Source organism: Aporhodopirellula rubra, assembly GCF_014192335.1.
GTDB lineage: Bacteria > Planctomycetota > Planctomycetia > Pirellulales > Pirellulaceae > Rhodopirellula > Rhodopirellula rubra.
This window is the reverse complement of sequence record NZ_JACHXU010000006.1, coordinates 131,848-148,828: the sequence shown is the minus strand read 5'-3', so window position 1 is coordinate 148,828 and position 16,981 is coordinate 131,848. Positions and strand designations below refer to the sequence as shown.

At 58.3% G+C, this 16,981-nt stretch carries 17 protein-coding genes; 5 read left to right on the top strand and 12 right to left on the bottom strand.

Annotated features, from left to right (window positions below; translation table 11 throughout):
* Positions 1 to 11: 11 nt before the first annotated feature.
* The 4 genes from FHS27_RS10145 to FHS27_RS10130 form a co-directional block, all read right to left on the bottom strand.
* On the bottom strand, positions 12 to 530 hold the full coding sequence (locus tag FHS27_RS10145; protein WP_184304803.1) for a glycine cleavage system protein H: 519 nt from the start codon (positions 528 to 530) through the stop codon (positions 12 to 14).
* Positions 523 to 1,527 carry a thiamine-phosphate kinase gene (gene thiL, locus FHS27_RS10140; protein ID WP_184304801.1) on the bottom strand — a complete coding sequence of 335 codons (1,005 nt, stop codon included), beginning with the start codon at positions 1,525 to 1,527 and terminating at the stop codon, positions 523 to 525. Before thiL ends, FHS27_RS10145 begins: the two co-directional genes overlap by 8 nt.
* 15 nt (positions 1,528 to 1,542) lie before the next feature.
* Complete coding sequence (ribH, locus tag FHS27_RS10135) at positions 1,543 to 1,992, bottom strand: 6,7-dimethyl-8-ribityllumazine synthase (protein WP_184305019.1); 450 nt, start codon at positions 1,990 to 1,992, stop codon at positions 1,543 to 1,545.
* A gap of 286 nt (positions 1,993 to 2,278) precedes the next feature.
* Complete coding sequence (locus FHS27_RS10130; protein ID WP_184304799.1) at positions 2,279 to 3,016, bottom strand: SDR family NAD(P)-dependent oxidoreductase; 738 nt, start codon at positions 3,014 to 3,016, stop codon at positions 2,279 to 2,281.
* 254 nt (positions 3,017 to 3,270) lie between these two features.
* Between FHS27_RS10130 and FHS27_RS10125 the strand changes: the two genes are divergently transcribed.
* The 3 genes from FHS27_RS10125 to FHS27_RS10115 all read left to right on the top strand — a co-directional run bounded on the left by FHS27_RS10125 (position 3,271) and on the right by FHS27_RS10115 (position 6,140).
* A complete protein-coding gene (locus FHS27_RS10125; protein WP_009097684.1) occupies positions 3,271 to 3,597 on the top strand; it encodes a hypothetical protein in 327 nt (108 codons plus the stop codon).
* A gap of 435 nt (positions 3,598 to 4,032) precedes the next feature.
* Complete coding sequence (locus FHS27_RS10120; RefSeq protein WP_184304797.1) at positions 4,033 to 4,722, top strand: ceramidase domain-containing protein; 690 nt, start codon at positions 4,033 to 4,035, stop codon at positions 4,720 to 4,722.
* A 140-nt stretch (positions 4,723 to 4,862) separates the two neighbouring features.
* On the top strand, positions 4,863 to 6,140 hold the full coding sequence (locus tag FHS27_RS10115; protein ID WP_184304795.1) for an NAD(P)/FAD-dependent oxidoreductase: 1,278 nt from the start codon (positions 4,863 to 4,865) through the stop codon (positions 6,138 to 6,140).
* Positions 6,141 to 6,217: 77 nt separating this feature from the next.
* Here the strand turns inward: FHS27_RS10115 and FHS27_RS10110 are convergent, their stop codons facing one another.
* The 5 genes from FHS27_RS10110 to FHS27_RS10090 form a co-directional block, all read right to left on the bottom strand.
* On the bottom strand, positions 6,218 to 7,852 hold the full coding sequence (locus FHS27_RS10110; RefSeq protein ID WP_184304793.1) for a flagellar M-ring protein FliF C-terminal domain-containing protein: 1,635 nt from the start codon (positions 7,850 to 7,852) through the stop codon (positions 6,218 to 6,220).
* 6 nt (positions 7,853 to 7,858) lie between these two features.
* Positions 7,859 to 8,179, bottom strand: coding sequence for a flagellar hook-basal body complex protein FliE (gene fliE, locus FHS27_RS10105; RefSeq protein WP_246419396.1), 321 nt, complete (start codon positions 8,177 to 8,179; stop codon positions 7,859 to 7,861).
* 79 nt (positions 8,180 to 8,258) lie between these two features.
* Entirely contained in the window at positions 8,259 to 8,678 is a 420-nt protein-coding gene (gene flgC, locus FHS27_RS10100; protein WP_009097673.1) for a flagellar basal body rod protein FlgC, read from the bottom strand.
* Between the two features lie 2 nt (positions 8,679 to 8,680).
* Positions 8,681 to 9,211: a flagellar basal body rod protein FlgB gene (locus tag FHS27_RS10095; RefSeq protein WP_246419394.1), complete on the bottom strand. Its 531-nt coding sequence runs from the start codon at positions 9,209 to 9,211 to the stop codon at positions 8,681 to 8,683.
* A gap of 13 nt (positions 9,212 to 9,224) precedes the next feature.
* Complete coding sequence (locus tag FHS27_RS10090; protein WP_184304787.1) at positions 9,225 to 9,647, bottom strand: HAMP domain-containing histidine kinase; 423 nt, start codon at positions 9,645 to 9,647, stop codon at positions 9,225 to 9,227.
* 189 nt (positions 9,648 to 9,836) lie between these two features.
* Here FHS27_RS10090 and FHS27_RS10085 point away from each other — a divergent pair, with 189 nt between their 5' ends.
* Entirely contained in the window at positions 9,837 to 11,312 is a 1,476-nt protein-coding gene (locus FHS27_RS10085) for a S26 family signal peptidase (protein WP_184304785.1), read from the top strand.
* A 200-nt stretch (positions 11,313 to 11,512) separates the two neighbouring features.
* Positions 11,513 to 12,391, top strand: a complete 879-nt coding sequence (locus tag FHS27_RS10080) for a cysteine peptidase family C39 domain-containing protein (protein WP_184304783.1) — start codon at positions 11,513 to 11,515, stop codon at positions 12,389 to 12,391.
* A gap of 137 nt (positions 12,392 to 12,528) precedes the next feature.
* Here the strand turns inward: FHS27_RS10080 and trpA are convergent, their stop codons facing one another.
* The 3 genes from trpA to FHS27_RS10065 all read right to left on the bottom strand — a co-directional run bounded on the left by trpA (position 12,529) and on the right by FHS27_RS10065 (position 16,830).
* Positions 12,529 to 13,380 (bottom strand): tryptophan synthase subunit alpha, encoded by an 852-nt coding sequence (gene trpA, locus FHS27_RS10075; RefSeq protein ID WP_184304781.1) that lies wholly within the window; start codon positions 13,378 to 13,380, stop codon positions 12,529 to 12,531.
* A gap of 117 nt (positions 13,381 to 13,497) precedes the next feature.
* On the bottom strand, positions 13,498 to 14,523 hold the full coding sequence (locus FHS27_RS10070; protein ID WP_184305018.1) for a polysaccharide biosynthesis/export family protein: 1,026 nt from the start codon (positions 14,521 to 14,523) through the stop codon (positions 13,498 to 13,500).
* 276 nt (positions 14,524 to 14,799) lie between these two features.
* Positions 14,800 to 16,830 carry a hypothetical protein gene (locus FHS27_RS10065; RefSeq protein ID WP_246419390.1) on the bottom strand — a complete coding sequence of 677 codons (2,031 nt, stop codon included), beginning with the start codon at positions 16,828 to 16,830 and terminating at the stop codon, positions 14,800 to 14,802.
* Positions 16,831 to 16,981 lie beyond the last annotated feature (151 nt).

Below are 16,981 nucleotides of genomic sequence, written 5' to 3'. Positions count from 1 at the left end.
TCGGCGGTGGGTTACGTGTTGGCCTGACCTTTAATCGTTCGTTGGGCGACTTGCCAGGCTTCGATCAGGTGTTCGGCGTATTGTTCCGAAGACATTAATTCGGAGGCTTCTTCGGGCGTGGTTTCGATTTCGATCATCCACCCGGCGCCGTATGGATCCGCATTGATCAGGGAGGGGTCTTGCAGGACGTTGTCATTGATCGCGGTGAGTGTGCCGGCGATGGGGGAAAACAGATCACTTTCTGCTTTCTTACTTTCGATCGAACCGATCGTCATGCGAGACGTGAGAGTGGCTGGCGGTTCGACGATCCATTCGAGAAAGTACACGTCTTGCAACAGCCGAACGGCATAGGCGGTCAATCCGAATCGAAACCGCAGCTTTGTTTCGGCTGAGCTCTGAGAGGCATCGCCGGAAATCTCTTGGCCGGGTGCAACCGATGGCAGCGCCCACATGTGGTTCTTGTTGTAAAGAAAATGCGTGGGGAATTCGGCATCGAATTCGCCCATCGCGAACGTGAAGGTTTTACTCATCGGTTTCGCCGTGCACGTAGCCTTGTGGGAAAACTCGTTCGAGTTTGCTGCCGGGGACGCGTTTCCAGAGTCCGGTTCGTCCCACAACGTTGCCGACGCGGGTGACCGTCGTTGTGAGTTCATCGGCGGAGAGTTGTTCGATCTTCGCGGCGTCGGTTTCGTTGACCGTGAAGATTAATTCGAAGTCTTCTCCGTCGCTCCAGGCGTGTTCCAACGGTGAGCGTCCGCTGTCCTTTGACATCGTGTGAGCGGCGTCAGAAATCGGGATCTGTTCGATATCGAGTTCCGCGCCGACACGGCTGGACGCGAGCATCCGGTCGAGGTCCAAACTGAACCCGTCACTGATGTCGATCGCTGCATTGACGGTCGCATACTGACGCAATCGGATTGCCAGTTCGATGCGCGGGACGGGCCGGAGATGTCGCCCCGCGAGGCTGCCACCGAGCGACCCGGTGACGAAGATCACGTCGCCTTCTTGGGCACCGCTGCGGAGCCAAGGACCGGTGACGGTTCCGAGCAACGTGACGCTAATTGAAAGCGGTCCGTCGTAGGTGGAAAGGTCACCGCCAGCAATCGCGACGCCATATTGGCCACACGCTTCCAGAATGCCCTCGTAGACTTCTCCGGCGATTTCGGTGGCGTTGTGGGCGGGCAAGGCGAGCGTAACGAGAGCGGCCGTGGGCGTGGCACCCATGGCGGCGATGTCGCTCAAATTGATGGCGATCGATTTGTAGCCGATCGATGCGAGCGGTTGTGAGTCGCTGCAGAAATCCACTCCGTCGATAATCTGATCGGTGCAGGCGACTTGTTGCAAAGAAGGCGACGCGGGTGTTTCGGAGGCGGATTCGTCCGATGAGGAATCGCGGGGTTTGGATTGGTCGAGAGCGGCAGCGGAGCCGGGAAGGTCGAGCACGGCGGCGTCGTCACCGATGCCGACGGCGACGGAGGGCAAACTGCGGGTTCGACCGCGAAGATATGCGAGAAAGGATTGTTCCACGTCGATTCACCTGATTTAGCGGAGTTTGGGAGCGAGACGCAGCATTTCGAGAACCGCGTCGGCGGCCTCATGTCCTTTGTTGCCGACGCTACCGCCGCTCCGCTGGATCGCTTGTTCGAGCGTGTTGCACGTCAGGAGTCCGAATCCGATTGGCCGACCACTTGTCACCGATTGGCTCATGAGCGAGTCGCTGACGGCGCGGTTGATGTGTTCGTCGTGAGTGGTTTCACCCCGGATCACGCAACCCAACGCAATCGCGCCGACCACATCCGCGTGTTGAAAGGTCTGCTCGACGGCCCAACACAATTCCCACGCACCCGGAACGCGGATGATCCAATGACGTTCGGGGGCGATGCCGGCGTTGGTCAACGATTCGACCGCTGCGTTCAACATCGAGTCGCAAATGGCAGGGTTGTAGCGGCTGACGACGACCGCGATACGGCCCGAGGGGAGTGGGCCAGACATACCGTCGATGGATGGGGACACAGGTCAGGATCTCTCAGAAAGAATCGAGTGGTGACGTATTTTGCCGCAATTGAACATGAATTGACGCGGCGAAACTATCCCCTGTCCCGATGTTCGCCAGCGGTCCCGACGTGCGATCCATCATCGACGCGAACCCTGGGGGATCGAATCGGAGGCTCTCACTCGTTTTTTGAGCTTGGCGTTGCGGTCCACTCGGACACAACTGCGGTTGAAATCTGCAGTGAGAATTCGTAGACGGCGGACCGGTTCTCGTCCGCTCGATCGTTCAACGCGTGGCCGATTTGATGCTGCTCAGCCCGCCATCGACGGCGATGTCCTGGCCGGTGATCCAGGTTTGTTCGGGTGACAGCAACCACGCGATCAGCGATGCGATATCCGCCGGTTCCCCGAGGCGACCGAGTGGATGCATCGCGCGGCTGGCTTCGGCGGAGCGTTCGTTCTGCCAAACGCGGCCCGTCAATTCGGTTTTGACCAAACCGGGGGCGACGGTGTTGATGCGGACACCACCGGCGGCATAGGTCGCCGCGGCCGCACGTGCCATCGCCGCCACACCCGCCTTCGCGGCTGCGATGGCTTCGTGGCTGGTCAAACCGATCGCGGCCCCGCCGCTGGACATCAAGACGATCGAACCGCCGCCGGCTTTTTTTAGTTTTGGGGCAACCGAGCGGATCAGTCCGAAGGCGGTGACGAGGTTCTGTTCGATGACATTTTGCAAGTCCGATTTGCTCGTCAGGTGAGCAGGTTTGAGCAGGATCGATCCGGCGAGATTGACCGCACCGTCGAGCGTGCCGAATTCTTCGATCGCTTGATCGGTGACCTCCGCGAGACGGTCCCAATCCGATGCGTCGCAAACCGCAAAGGGTTGTTTCAATTCATCGGCGAGAGCGGCGAGTTTGGATTCGTCACGTCCGAGCATCATTACCCGATGGTCATCCGCGACGAGCCGACGACACAGACACGAACCGATTCCGCCGGCGGCGCCGACAATGAGATAAAAAGCCATGGGAAACCAACGTGTCGCGGGTGAATAAGAAAACGAGAATAGAGACGAGCGGGCACGGCCACCCGTTGTTTTCTAGCAACCTGTCAACGTTGAGGCGGTCACGTTTGCGCGGTTCTGACGGTTCGATCGGCTGTTCGGTTTTCGGCACGCGAACACGGTTGTGCCGCGGCGAGACGTGTCGCTGATGAACTCATCGTTGTGGTGTCGATGATACAGGAGCACCTCCCAATGCCCTCAATCCAAGAGTTTTCAATATGTCGAAAAAAGACACGTACCGCGTCGTCGCCCGAGGTGGTGATGGATCGTTGCAGATTCGCGATTATCCCTCGATCAACCCATTGCTAGACAGTCACGAGCAAATCGGCATCGACGATTGCAGCACGGATTTGGCACTTCGCGGCATGCCGATCTTTCGTGGTCTGATCGGCCCAATGCCTGAGGGCAAGAACATCGTTCGATACGAAACGCCCGAGGTGTTTGAAATGTTGACGAAGGAATGGGGCATCACCAAACCGAAGAAACGTCGTCGACGTGCTCGCAGCGTCGAGCAAGAGGCCGATGCCGAAGTCGTTGCTTCCTAGGTCACTATCCAAAGAGATCTCGCCATACTTCGGAGGTCCGATTTCTGGCAAATCCAGCGACTGTGACTGGGCACGTCATCATTTGAAATGCTCTTGTCCGAAGCAACACTCTCGAGCGCGGAAACGCCCGCACTCGCGAGTCATCGTCATCCCGGGTGCCGAGTATTTTGTTCTTGGGGGAGATTCTCCGACACGATCCGGTGGCGAACGTGAAGTCGAGCGGCGTAGTCAGAGGTCTCTCGGTTTGGCATCGCACGTGTCCACGTTTTGACTGCATGTCGTGAGACACGATGGCGTGTTTTTCGGATTGCCGGAGCGAATGAAGATTGAGGCGGCGAAGCGATTGGAATCCTTACGCGGAAAAGGTTGAGAGAGTATTCTCATTCCTCGTATCGAGCATTTTCGCTTCTCCTTCGCTCCGACAGTTGACTGTATATGAATTGGCTTTTCGAACCCGCGCGAATGCAGTTTTGCGAGGCAACGCTCGACGGAGCGATCGCGCATCCCGCGGACACATGGACGAACATCGGTCCAATCATCGCGGGCATCGTGATCCTGCTGCATGCGAAACGCCCGTTGGCGAGGTTGCTCGGCGGCGCCTCGTTGTGGACCGGAATCGCATCCGGGTATTTTCACGCCAGCAACACGATCTTGGGCGAAACGCTCGATTTGAGCGGGATGTTCATGTTCATCCTCTCGATTGCGGCCTTGCAACAACAGCGTGCCCGACCGAATCATCCCGGCAGTTCCGTGTTGATGGGGTTGGTCGTTCTCGGCACGTTAATTCTCACGGTGCTGTCGTCGATCTCGACCGCGTTTGCGAGCCCGATGTTTGGGGCGATCGTGGTCGTCGTTGTGATCCGTGGTTTGTACGATCAAAAGCTGACCCCGTGGGCTTACGCGATGGTCGCGACATTCTTGATCGCCTGGGGATTTTGGTGGCTCGATTTTCTACACATCGTTTGCAACCCGAATAACCACATCCTCACTTTGCACGGCATGTGGCACTTGCTCAACGGACTCGTGTTCTGGTTGGCGTATCGCCATTATGAATTGACGATGCGAGACACCGAAATGCCGTCGGCGGCCGAAGCGAAACCAGAGTCTGCACCGGAGATAACTTAGGATTGGAGTTTTCGCTCGCGGAGTTCCCGCCGATGGTGTTTGCAATTAACGCCGTCGGCATGCCCGGTTGGCGATAGGTGTTCACAAGGGATCGGTTTCGTCCGAGTCCATTTTGTCCAATCAATTTTTGGAAAACACAGATGGCTGTGAAGAAAGTCTTGATCATTGGTGGTGGCTTTGCCGGTATCAATGCGGCGAAGAAACTCGGCAACGCACCGGATTGTTCGGTGACGATCATTGATCGACGCAACCATCATTTGTTTCAGCCGCTGCTGTATCAGGTGGCGATGGCGGGTTTAGATCCATCGGACATCGCCTCGCCGATTCGGTCGATGCTCAATCGATACGACAATATCTCGACTCTTTTGGGCACGGTCGATCGAGTGGATGTGGATCGACGCGTGCTTATCACCGAGGTCGGCGAGTTGGCGTACGATTATCTCGTCGTGGCCTGTGGCGCGACGCATGACTACTTCGGCCGTGACGAGTGGGAAGACTACGCACCGGGTTTGAAAACGATCCCTCAGGCGACAGAGATACGACGTCGTGTTTTGATGGCGTTCGAGTCGGCCGAGCGGACCGACGATCTCGAGGAGCAGACCAAGTGCATGACGTTTGTGTTGGTCGGTGGCGGCCCGACGGGGGTTGAGTTGGCGGGGGCGATCGCGGAGATGGCTCGCAATACGCTCAAACGCGATTTTAAGACGATCGACGCGACTCACGCGAAGGTGATCCTGGTCCAGAGCGGTGATCGGATATTGAAACAGTTTCCTGATGCGCTTTCGCAATACAGCAAAGCGGCGTTGGAAGATCTCGGTGTCGAAGTTCGATTGGGTGACCGCGTCACGGACATCAACGCCGAAGGGGTGCAGGTTGGTGATGACTTCATCCATGCCCGTACCGTTATTTGGGCGGCCGGGGTGAAGGCCAATCCGATCGGCAAGACGCTCGGCGTGGAAACGGACCGGGCGGGACGGGTGCAGGTGGGCGAGGACCTCTCGATCGCCGGGCATCCCGAGGTGTTTGTGATCGGCGACCTCGCGGCGGCGAAAGACAAAGAGGGGAACCCCTTGCCCGGTCTCGCGCCGGTAGCGATTCAACAAGGGCACTATGTCGGCAAACTGATCCGATCCGAAGTAGCGGGCAAGACGTCGATGAAAACTCGTCGTCCTTTTCATTACCTGGATAAGGGGCAGGTCGCGACGATCGGACGCCGGCGGGCGGTCATGCAGAGCGGTCGGTTGCGTCTCAAAGGCACGCTCGCTTGGTTGGGATGGTTACTGATTCACATCCTCTACCTCAACGGATTCCGGAACCGATTCTTTGTCTTCCTGTCCTGGGCATGGTCCTACGTCACGTTCGGCCGCGGTGCGAGATTGATCGTCGCCAAACAATGGAAGAACAACGCCACTGAGTAGAGCCACTGAGTAGTCGCACCGAGTATCGCCGGCGATGGTTGTGTGGGCCACGCCTGGTCGCGGATGAGGCGGTGGCGTTAGGCCGCGTCTCCGACCCAACTGCGGATCACGTTGGCGGCGACTTCGGGGTTGTCTTCGACGAGATCCACCAATTCGGACTTGAGTGATCCGCCGGTGATTTCCATCTGGTCGTGCTTGCCCTCGGCTTCCTCAACCGGAGCCGGGGGAGCGGGCAATTCGAGACCGAAGCCTTCGGAGAACCCAGCCGGATCGGAATCACCGCCGAGCGACTTCATGGCACCGCGAGCGACCAGCAACGCCGTCACGGCCAGCAACAGCATCGCGATCGACTGCCAAGAATCGGCCAGCCACGTTAGTGCGGCTTGACCTGTTCCTGATGACGCGACAGTGCGCTCGGGCAGGTCGGGGTAATCCCATACTTCGACGAGTGGAAAACGGTCTTCGCCCGCTGAGACTTCGGGCAACAACGGAGTGACGGCCGACTGAATCGCTAGTTTCGTTGAGTCACGCAGTTTTTGCAGTGCGTCGTCGCCCAACGCTTCGACGTCATCGGCGGTTTTTTCAGGATTGTCTTGCAAGAAATTATGCACGTGGACTTGGCGGTAATAGCTCATCGGCAAACCGATCGACACGCGAATGCGTTTTACCGTGAGAGCCGCCGTGCGGGTCGTCTCGTATTCTTGACCCGCGACGCGGTTGCTCGACGTTTGGTCTTCTTTGGTTTTAGTCGTTTGCGTCGTCGCGTCGATTTTGACCGGGCGATTGCTTAATGCGTTGGCTTGGGTTCCGGGCACGCCGCCGGGCATCGGACGTGACGACTCGTTTTCGAATTTGCGACGTGTTTCCGATAACGTTGTGGGTTGAGCGTCGAATTTGAGGCTGGCTTTTTCGATGCCCATCGTGGGATCGATGTCGGCAAACGTCTTGACGTGAATTTGTCCGTAACCGGCGAGTTGCGAGCGAATTTTTTGTTCGTAGTACGACTCTTCCTCGCGACGTTTTTTCGATAGAGGGTCGTCGTTTTCGGAGTCACCGGGCATCGCCGAGGCGTTCGTATCGGTGACCTGAACGTCATCGATAGACATGCCTGCGAAGGACGCGCGGATCATTTCTTTGATCATTTGAATTCGGGCACGCGGCAACGGGTCGAGCCCTTCGGGTTGCACGACGACACTCGCGGATTGTTTCCGGCCGCGAGAAAGCCCCATGCGTTCGCCGAGGTCATACGTGACACTGGCCGAACGGATGTCGGAAAATTTGGTGATGTTGTCGCTGAGGTCGCGTTCTTTCGCGTGGCCCACACGCGCGAGTCGTTGTTCGCTAGATTCGAACGGAGTCGATGAGTCGATCGCTGCCTGGATGTGTGATCGCAGGGACATCGGAAGGGCGGCCGACGCGTTCAAGGCGGCGAGAAATTCGCTGCGTTGGGCCGAGGGGATTTCCATCCGGCGGCCTTCACGTTTCCATCCGGTCAGGCCCGCGCTACCGAACGCCATCTCGGCGGCATCGAGGTCCTTCTCATCGAGCAATTTGCCGCCGAGGAGGAACTCGGTTTGCGGAGAGCTGTTTCCGCGAACCAAGAAACCGAGCGCGATCACGATGACCGTGACGAGTAGCCCCGCGATGACTCGCGAGGGTACCGGCATGGCCAGGAAGACGTTGCGGAATTGGTCGAGAAGGTTTTGGAGCATGGGGGCTTAGATTTGAATCTGTTGGACTTCGCGGTAGGCGTCCATCAACTTATTACGAATTTGCATCAACATTCGGAATGCCAAGTCGGCTTTTTGCACGGCCGTCAGCACTTCGGCTTCGTTCACGTCGCCGCCGGTCAGCAATGAGTTCATCATCGAATCGGCGCCGGTCTGCATCGAGTTCACCCCTTTGACCTGGTCCATCAAGGCACCCGTCAAACCGCCGCCGGACGATGCCGTGTTCGTTGCGGCGTCGGGGGAGAGATTGGCGGGAGAAAGGTTGAGCGAGAAACCCGGTGAGTTGGCGGTCTGGGATGAGCCCGGCATCGTGCCCGGTCGCGGCTGCGCATAGGAGGGCAGCGGCGGGGGCGCAATCGGCGGTAATCGCATCGGACCAGACATTCAATTACGCCAAAATCGCAAGGCGTTGGCGGCTCATGTCCTTACTGATTTCGATGACACCAATGTTCGCCTCGTACGCACGCGTGGTTTCCATCGCGTCGACCATTTGAGTGGTGAGGTCGATGTTGGGGTACGCGACGTAACCTTCCCATTCGCCTTCTTTGATCGCGAGCGGATGGTCGGGCTGATAGCGATAGAGTGGTTCGGATTGATCGATCATGACTTCCGAGACTTTCACGCCCGCGGCTTCGCCACTGCCGGTTGATTCATCGGTTTGAAAGACGACCTGCCGGGCTTTGTAGGGACTCGGGTTGCCGTTTTCGTCGACCAGCGACGAAATGTTGGCGATGTTGCCCGAGATCGCGTTAAGACGTGTCCGCTGGGCAACGAGAGCCGAGGTGCTGATGTCAAGAGAACTCATCATGCTTATGCCCTTTCAGTGATGGCGGCGCGGAGGAGGTCGAATTGGTTTCGCATCGTTGAGATGGCGAGATTGTGAAGGTGTTTGTTCTTCGAGATTTTGTTGACTTGTTCTTCGAGTGACACGTCGCTGCCGTCGTGGTAGACGATCGACTCCATGGCCGATCGCGGTCCACTCCAACGGTCATCTCGCGTGACCGCTTCGGTCGGGCCGATGTGTTGTATTTGTGGGTCTTTGGCTTGCGAGCCGACACCCGATGCTGCTGCGGCTTCGGCCGATAGGATCGGATGGCCTAACATCCCGGGAAGGACGCCTGACCAATCCGGCATCACGGGGCTGGTGTTTTCGATCGCCCGGTTCGAGGGTTCAGGATCTCGAATGGAGCGGGCCAGTGCGGTCTGAAATTCGTCAACGTCGAGGTCGCGACTGCGGTAATCGGGCGTGCTCAGGTTGGCAATATTGCCAGCGAGTAACTCGTGACGACGTTCGGTAAACGCGATCGTCTGTTCGAGTGCGCCGATTGTGGTCGCAGCCAACGGGTTGAACATCTCAGGCGGCTCGCCGTTGGGCTTGGTGATAAATTGGCAATCTTGCCGTCACCGCGCCGCCGCCTTGCGGGCAATTTTGCCAGGTGAGTTCGGCGGCCATCGCGGCAGCGATCATCGGCAATTTGCAGGCTCGGGTTTCGACGTCACAACCGGTGTCGGCGATCTCAATATCGACACCCGTTGCGGTTTCGCACGCGGTGATGGTGAGTTCACCGCCGTCTGCCATTTCTAAGATCGCTTGGCGGACGAGGCTGTCGATGAGTTGGCTGAGCGACGACGAGTCGACGGGCAGACGAAGGCTCAAATCGATGTCGACTTCGAGGTGAATCGGAGCGGGGTGTTTCATCAGAAGCTGAGAAGCCACCGATTCGACTACAATTGCTAAAGGATGGTTGGCTTCGTTGCCGATCAAACGATGTGACATGGTAGGATTCCGTTTCCTCAGGGTTCCCCGGCGGCAGAGCCGGAGAAGGTTCTGGCGGGCGACAAAAATCCGGCGAACGGATCTTTCAAAGCCCAACATTTCAACGCGTCCGTACGTTGCATCTTGGCTGTTAGCGTTTTTGTCGCGGCCACCGCAAGACCGGTTTCAAAACCACGCGTTGCATGTCTGATGACTCCTGAGCCACTGAACCGGTACTCACGCCGCGAATTAGCGAGCCGATCGGTCTTAACCGCGACCGTCGGTGCGTTGACGACAGGCGCCGCTGGAATGTTTGGCCTCTCCGGTTGTTCGTCGGATTCAAACTCGTCGGCACGAACGCAGCGATATCGTGTGTCGGGGCCGTCGATGATCCCGACGCTGTGGGACGCGTCGGATGAAATCGCGTGTCCGCACTGCGAAGTCGTGACACGCGTCGATCGGCAGATTCTAAAAGCCGCACTGGAGCGATCGGTGAGTGAGCCGCGGAAGGGTTCAGCGATTGTTTGCTGGCATTGTGGAACCGACTGGGATGGAGACTATCTGAGCAGCGTGCTCACTAAACGGGCGTTACAACCCGACCTGATCGAGGTGGTTGCCTGTGACACTGGCAGACTGCGAACGGGAGACGTGGCCTTGATTCGACGCGAAAGTGAACCGTCGATGACCCACGTCAAACGCGTCCTTGCAACACCAGGACAAACGGTTTCCTGCGATGAGTTCGGACGGTTGCTCGTCGACGGTGAGCGTGCCAGGCTACCTTCGGCGGTCACGATTCCGGTCGATTTTGACTCTTACCGTGTGTCATCGCGATGGCAAAATGTGCCGCGAGACGCAGGTGGCGATGTTGGCGATTGGACGCGTCAACACGATCGCAGTTGGACGTCGTGGCGGGGTGGCACACTCATCTATGGCCACCGCACCGTTTACCGAGGCGACCGTCCGGTGAGGGTTCTCGACGATTACCCCTCAAACCTGGGCATTGACCGGCGATTGTTTCCGGCGGACGGTTTGTCAGTGCGTTTTCGGCTGTCGGTCGAATCGAACACGGAGAATTCGAATTCCATAGAGCCCGGCTCCATGCAGGAGAACGATGAGAAGACCAATCCTGTGGGAATGAACATTGCAGGAATGGACTTCGCGGTAGGGATCGGCTTTTGGACTCCCGATGGGATCAAGATTCAGAGCCAATCACACCGGTTCGGTCTCAACGAGAGTCTGGATCTGCGTTTTCACGCCGGGCTCGCTTCTCTACCCGATGTGGCGGTCAAGCCCGCGAATGGGGTCGCGATCGGCGACGCATTCAATGACCAATTGTCGCCAACGCAACCGATTGGGCTGATGTTGGAACGACGTTTGCTTGACTTCGACACCGTCAAATTCCGGGGAGTCAGCTCGCCGAACCCCAGCGAATCGGAGTCGATTCTTCGGATTCGCGATCTGCGGGTTGAGCGAGATGTCTTGTATCGGGAAGACCGAAACTCAGGCGGCACGCGTCAACTCGCCAATCAATCGACGTCCCCGGGGGCCTGTTGGCGTCTCGGAGCGGACGAGTGGTTCGTTGTCGGCGACAACGTTCCGCTGTCGATCGACAGCCGCCGTTGGGGTGGCATCCGATCACGAGAAATCGTGGGGCTCGTGAATCGCACCGATCGGTCGGGTCTCTAGCGGTAGGAACTTCGGTGGTTGAGTCTCTCGCCGCTGGGGTTTGCTGCAGATTGGTTGGCGAAATGAATACGTTTTTGACGAAACATTAGTATTACCGTGGGCTTCCCACACTGTTAATATATTCTTAACGTGAAATTCACGCGCCTTCGCATGTAAAACACACGAGCCGAACAAACGTAACCCGTTCGGAGGGGCTACCGATGATTTTAGGAATGTCAGCGACCGATTTCGAATTGGCTCTAGCAGTCGTTGCGATGACGGTCTTGACCCTCCTAGCCTACCGGCTCGGGCATCGTTGGACACTCAAATCACAGTGGGTTGAGACGGGCGTCCTGGCTGTGTCGATCGGATTGGCGTTTGTGTTGGCCTGGAGTTATTTCGGGCGATTGGTTTGGGCGGAAGCGATTTCGTCCAGTTCGGTCCTCTACTGGTCCAATGTGACGCCGATCGCATTGGGGTTTACGAGCGGTTTGGTGGGGCACACTCGCGGCCTACGCCGAGCGTTTCGCCCCGTGGTGACCGCGTGCTTGATGGTCTTGGCGATCGGATACGTGGTGACACCGATTGCCCGTCCGGTTTTATTTCCGTTGACGTTGGACGCCGTTCCGAAATGGAACCGCGGCGTTTGCATGCAGTCTCATGCGGCCAGTTGTGCACCGGCGGCGGCCGTCACGCTGTTAAAGCATCACGGCATCAACACGAGTGAGCATTCGATGGCCGATGCGTGTTTGAGCAGTACGTTGGGGACGGCCCCACTGGGGCTTTACCGCGGGCTCAAGACGACCGCCGAAGATCACGGTTACGAAGCCCGTGTGGCCAAACGTGATCCGTCGGAGTGGCTGGATTCGGATCAGTTGCCCAATGTGGCATTGGTGAGTTTTGAAGCGATGCCGGGGATGCCGATGGACAACCGCTTTCTAGGGAGTCGGTTCTCGGGCCATGTCATCACGGTCTTGGGCAGAACCGATGGAGGCCGATGGCTGATCGGCGATCCGGCGGTAGGCAAAATTTCGTGGTCGGACGAAGAGTTGCGGCGACGCATCACCGGCGAGGCGATTTACCTTTCACCGCAAAAGTAGACACAGGCCATCGTCACAGTCGTCGCGAAACGTTGCTGTTGTCTCGAAAGTAGATGGCTGCGTGTGCGTCAAAAATTGGACGCTTTCTGATTCACACCGGCTCGCTATCTGTCTTGCCACCAACCATTCTGTCACGCTTAGGATTTGACCAACGCACCGTCGATGGCTTTGCGTAATTCGCCGCAGAATTCTTCAACAATTTTGGCTGCCGCTTCGCTCGCATCGGCGCCTGTCTGTTTGGCTTTGTTTGTCGCTTCGGCAATCCGACGTACGATCGCCGAGCCGACGATCAACCCGTCCGCGATCGGTGCGAGTTGTGCGGCTGTTTCAGGGCTGCTGATTCCGAAGCCGATGCACACCGGCAATTCGGTTTGTTCTCTCAGCCACGACACGCTGTCAACGATGTCCGAAGGCAATGCCGAACGTTCTCCCGTGATTCCCGTCACCGATACGTAGTACAGAAAACCGGTCGTCAGGTCCGCGATCCGGCGTTGGCGGTCGCGAGTGGTGGTCGGTGTGACGAGTTGGATCAGGTCAAACCCGGCCGCCTGGCAGACTTTGCTCAGTGGTTCGGCCTCTTCGACGAGGAGGTCGGGAACGATCGCTCCGCAATAGCCCGCCTCCATTGCTTGCTCAACATATTTCGCCATCCCGGTGCGGTAGATGATCGAGTAGCTGACCATGGTGACTCGCGGCATGGTGACGGGAGTCGGTTTCGATTGGCTGAGGTCTTTGCCTAGGTCAAAGATGTGTTTGAGTCGAAAACCCGCATCAAGTGCCCGTTGATAAGACGCTTGGATGACCGGCCCGTCAGCAATCGGGTCGCTGTAGGGGACACCGATTTCACAGAGATCGGCACCCGCGTTCTGGGCCGCTCGGATCACGGCCGCGGTCGTAGCAATGTCCGGGTCGCCCGCCGTGACGAATGGCATCAATGCTTTGCGGTTGTTCTTGGCGAGCGTTTCAAAGAGTTGTTTCAGTTCCGACATGCCATGAACTCAGGCGTGAAAGTGTTTGGGTATCAACAAAGGTGGCACGCGTGATCTGATTCGAAAAATTGTTCGAAGAGCAGACCGAGCGGTGATCGGCCGTGCATCCGGCGAGCGTTAGAGGCCTTCGCGAGAAACCGAAAAGCCGCCGAAGGGAATGATACCGTAGATGCCTTCGGTGAACACCTGATTGACAAAGTTGTTGAATACCTGGATCGGCCGTTCGGGCACGATCACGACGTCACCATCGCGGAGCCATATTTCATCCGCGGGAGTGGGGCGTTTTCCCCGGATCGCGCCATTGAGGTCCAGCATCGTGGAGACCAATCGCCAATCTTCGGCGCGGCGGAAGATCACGACTTGCCGCAAATTCCCGCCTGGCAGGTGTCCGCCTGCCGAGGCGATCGCACCCAGGACGGTGGTCGGCGCGGTCAATTCTTGACGACCGGGAAGGCTGACCTGACCGAGGATGTAGACGAAGTGCGGTGCCTGTTGGGTGAGGATCGGTTCGACCTCGAGTCCCACGACCACTTCGGCGTATCGCAGATTGATTTCTCGTTTGAGCTGTTCGAGAGTGAAGCCTTGCACGTTGACGCCCCCGATACCGGGCAAGCGGATGTGCCCGTCGGGCATCACGGTGACCGTGATCGCCTGAGCGGTGAACCCGCCGAGACCACCGACGGCGGCGCGGATGTCTTCGGCGAGCGTGTTGGTCCGAACGGGAGTCACGTCGATCGCGGGATCGTCATAGAAGGCTTCGTATTCTCGTTCGAGCAACGCTCGCAATCCTTCCACGGTGAGACCGGCCGCTTGGATTTGCCCGAGCAGACGTACCGTGATCGTCCCGTCGGGTTGGATCAATAGCCCGTTCTGCAACGTGCCCCGATCCAAGTCTTCGTCGGCGATCGACTCGATCGACACTTCGTCACCGGGCATCAGTCGGTATTGCCCGTTGTCTTGCCGGCGGGTGACCAAGTACACGATTTGTATTTCGTCACCGGGCCGCACGTGGTACTTGGCGAGGTGTTGCAAACGCGATGGACCGGCATACCCGCCGGGACCGTAGGCGTCGAATCGCATCGGACGCATGTCCTGCCATCGCGCCTCGCTGCCGCAGGCGGTTGCGCAGTCGACGCCCATCATGCACTTCGGACAACCGTAACCCTGCGGGCCCGCGATAAGAGTGGTGCCGCAGGCGGTGCAACCATTCGTGGATGTCACGGTCGCATAACCAGGCCCAACGATCCGAGATTCACTCAGATACGTTTGTGCCGTCAGGTCGAGTGCTGACAGGAACTGGATGCCGATGACGGCGCAGATCATCAGCAAAGGTTTCAGTAAGCGATGAGGCATGGGGATCATGGTGGGGCGTCGCGAAAAGGTAAGACGGCGTTGTGGCAAATGATTCGGTTTCATTCGTTACCACCACTTCTTGATGCCGGGCAGCAATCGTGAACTGATTCGCCCTTCGCGTTCTTCCGGTTCGGTTGGTGCTGCCTGGTTGCCGTTCGCGACGGTGGTGCCACCAGAGGCTGGGTTGCTGCCATAGGCTGGGGTGCCGCCATAAGGTTGTGCGATGGAATTCGCCGCTAATTGGTTTGATGGCAATTGGTTGGGCACGTTTGGTGGCAACGCGGTCGGTGGTTCAACGCGGGCTGTCGGTGACTTAAACGAAGCCGTCATTGCGCGGAAGAACGATCGAGGTGACGGAGCCTTGGGGCTCGAGGTTGTCGCAGAGGCGTTCTGATATTGCATTTCGTTTTGAAATGGCACTTCGGTCGGATTGTCTGTCGGTTGCGTCTGGTTTGGCCTCGCCTGATTGAGTGACTGTGACGCCATCTCGGGCCGTTCGGGAGAACCCGGGATGACGCTGTGTGAGATCGCGGCGAACTGCTGCGGCGATACCGTGGTGATCTCCGGTACACGATTTGGTTGCTGCTGAGGCATTCGCGGACGCGTCGCCGCGAGAATTGATGAGCCGTGCGACGACATCGAATTGGCACGAGTGGCCGTCGCATTGAGGCTCGCTAGTCGTGCCGCGTTAGTCGGGTTGTGTTGCAACGTCAGTGAATGGCCCAACGCCCAGCGGGCTTCGTCGATCAATCCGATATCGGCGAGATGATGGCCGAGCTTGGCAACCAAGTCAGCATTGTCGCTTTGTCCCTGGACCGCCGCCCGTCGCAGGCAGATCGCCGTCGGACCGGGCAGTTGAGTCGGTTGGGCTCGCCCGAGGCGGATCGCGGCGAGCAAATCCATCGTCTGTGCGGCGAGCAAACTTTGGCCGGCGATCACGCTGAATTTGGTGCGTGCGAAATCGAGATAGCGGTCGACCGCTTCACTCGCGGTGGGTAGATCGGCGGAGTCGTTTGCAGCCGCGGGGGTTTTTCCAAACCGGGCTAACGCTTCGGCCGAATACCGCGCCGTCATCGGCGGCAACGTTTCACGAACGATGGGGGTTTGGTGCGCACGTGCTAATCGAGAGATCGCTTGCCGGTTCTCTTGGGCGAACGGGCCGACGAAGTCTTGCGCCTCGATGATCGCCCGGCGGCCTTGGTGAAGTCGCTCGAGGCAACTCTCCTGAGTGTTGTCCCCAAACGCATTCTGTGCGGATCGAGGATTCGATGCGGCGGACAAGTCGATCGCCTGTGCGGCTTTCTCCAGTGCGTCCCAAGCCGATGTTTCTGCCGATGCGTACGCGGCGCAGTCGTATTCCAAACTGGCTTGTCGGAACAGCTTCGCGGCTTCGTCAATTTGAGATTGAGCGGTCTGCGAAGCGAGATAAACGGCGGCTCCGCTGGTCGGCGGCGTTCGCGTGGCGGCGACGAAACGCGAACGTTGCTGCGCGGCGCTGGCCAGAGAGGCCTGTGTCGTTGCAAGGTGAGGTGCGACCTCGACAGGAAGGTTGCTCGAGTAATCTCCGCTGTCTGCAGCGGGTAAACGTGATGGACGCATCGCCACCTGCGGCGTTGCCGAAATGTCTCGAGGCGTCGGTGCGGCGGTGGGCGTTTGCAGGACGGTTTTCGGTGTCGAAGAGGCCAACGTCGGCTGTGGCTGTGGGGTGACAGAATCAGCAGAGAAAGACTGCGGCGTGAACGCAGCCCAATCCGGGCCCACATGAACCGGACGGGCATGGCCGATTGCGGCGGTGGCGGGTGTTTCACGAGGTGTGTTGAGTGTCGGTGTCACGCCAGAAAGAGCGACTGCGTTATTCGCGCCGACCTGCGGCATCTGGAGTCGCGCCTGGGCAACGGGCGTGTTCGCCTGGTGCGGCATTCCCGCGGGGACGCTGGCGAAACCGCGATCGAGGTTCTGTTTCACAAAAGGATTGGTTTGTTGAGCGGACACCTCTGCGCCGCTGATCACGAGACTCGTGGCACCGACCAGGGCTGCGGAGAGCAGCGTACGCTTTGCACGACGGCATTCGACGACAGAGAGTGGTGAATGATTCATGGCGTGCTCTTTAATGACGGCGCGAGGCATCGATCGTGATCTCGTTCTCTCGTCTCATCGGAACGCGGTAGTGGCGGAATGTGCTGATTCTGTGGGTCGATTGGGCCGAACGTTCACTACACGTAGAACAACCGGAAGAACCGTCACAAAT

Bases quoted from the DNA above. Each gene is read 5' to 3' on its own strand.
- FHS27_RS10145 (WP_184304803.1), bottom strand. From the start codon at position 530: ATGAGTAAAACCTTCACGTTCGCGATGGGCGAATTCGATGCCGAATTC.
- ribH (WP_184305019.1), bottom strand. From the start codon at position 1,992: ATGTCTGGCCCACTCCCCTCGGGCCGTATCGCGGTCGTCGTCAGCCGC.
- FHS27_RS10130 (WP_184304799.1), bottom strand. From the start codon at position 3,016: ATGGCTTTTTATCTCATTGTCGGCGCCGCCGGCGGAATCGGTTCGTGT.
- FHS27_RS10125 (WP_009097684.1), top strand. From the start codon at position 3,271: ATGTCGAAAAAAGACACGTACCGCGTCGTCGCCCGAGGTGGTGATGGA.
- FHS27_RS10120 (WP_184304797.1), top strand. From the start codon at position 4,033: ATGAATTGGCTTTTCGAACCCGCGCGAATGCAGTTTTGCGAGGCAACG.
- FHS27_RS10115 (WP_184304795.1), top strand. From the start codon at position 4,863: ATGGCTGTGAAGAAAGTCTTGATCATTGGTGGTGGCTTTGCCGGTATC.
- FHS27_RS10110 (WP_184304793.1), bottom strand. From the start codon at position 7,852: ATGCTCCAAAACCTTCTCGACCAATTCCGCAACGTCTTCCTGGCCATG.
- fliE (WP_246419396.1), bottom strand. From the start codon at position 8,179: ATGCCGGGCTCATCCCAGACCGCCAACTCACCGGGTTTCTCGCTCAAC.
- flgC (WP_009097673.1), bottom strand. From the start codon at position 8,678: ATGATGAGTTCTCTTGACATCAGCACCTCGGCTCTCGTTGCCCAGCGG.
- FHS27_RS10090 (WP_184304787.1), bottom strand. From the start codon at position 9,647: ATGTCACATCGTTTGATCGGCAACGAAGCCAACCATCCTTTAGCAATT.
- FHS27_RS10085 (WP_184304785.1), top strand. From the start codon at position 9,837: ATGACTCCTGAGCCACTGAACCGGTACTCACGCCGCGAATTAGCGAGC.
- FHS27_RS10080 (WP_184304783.1), top strand. From the start codon at position 11,513: ATGATTTTAGGAATGTCAGCGACCGATTTCGAATTGGCTCTAGCAGTC.
- trpA (WP_184304781.1), bottom strand. From the start codon at position 13,380: ATGTCGGAACTGAAACAACTCTTTGAAACGCTCGCCAAGAACAACCGC.
- FHS27_RS10070 (WP_184305018.1), bottom strand. From the start codon at position 14,523: ATGATGGGCGTCGACTGCGCAACCGCCTGCGGCAGCGAGGCGCGATGG.
- FHS27_RS10065 (WP_246419390.1), bottom strand. From the start codon at position 16,830: ATGAATCATTCACCACTCTCTGTCGTCGAATGCCGTCGTGCAAAGCGT.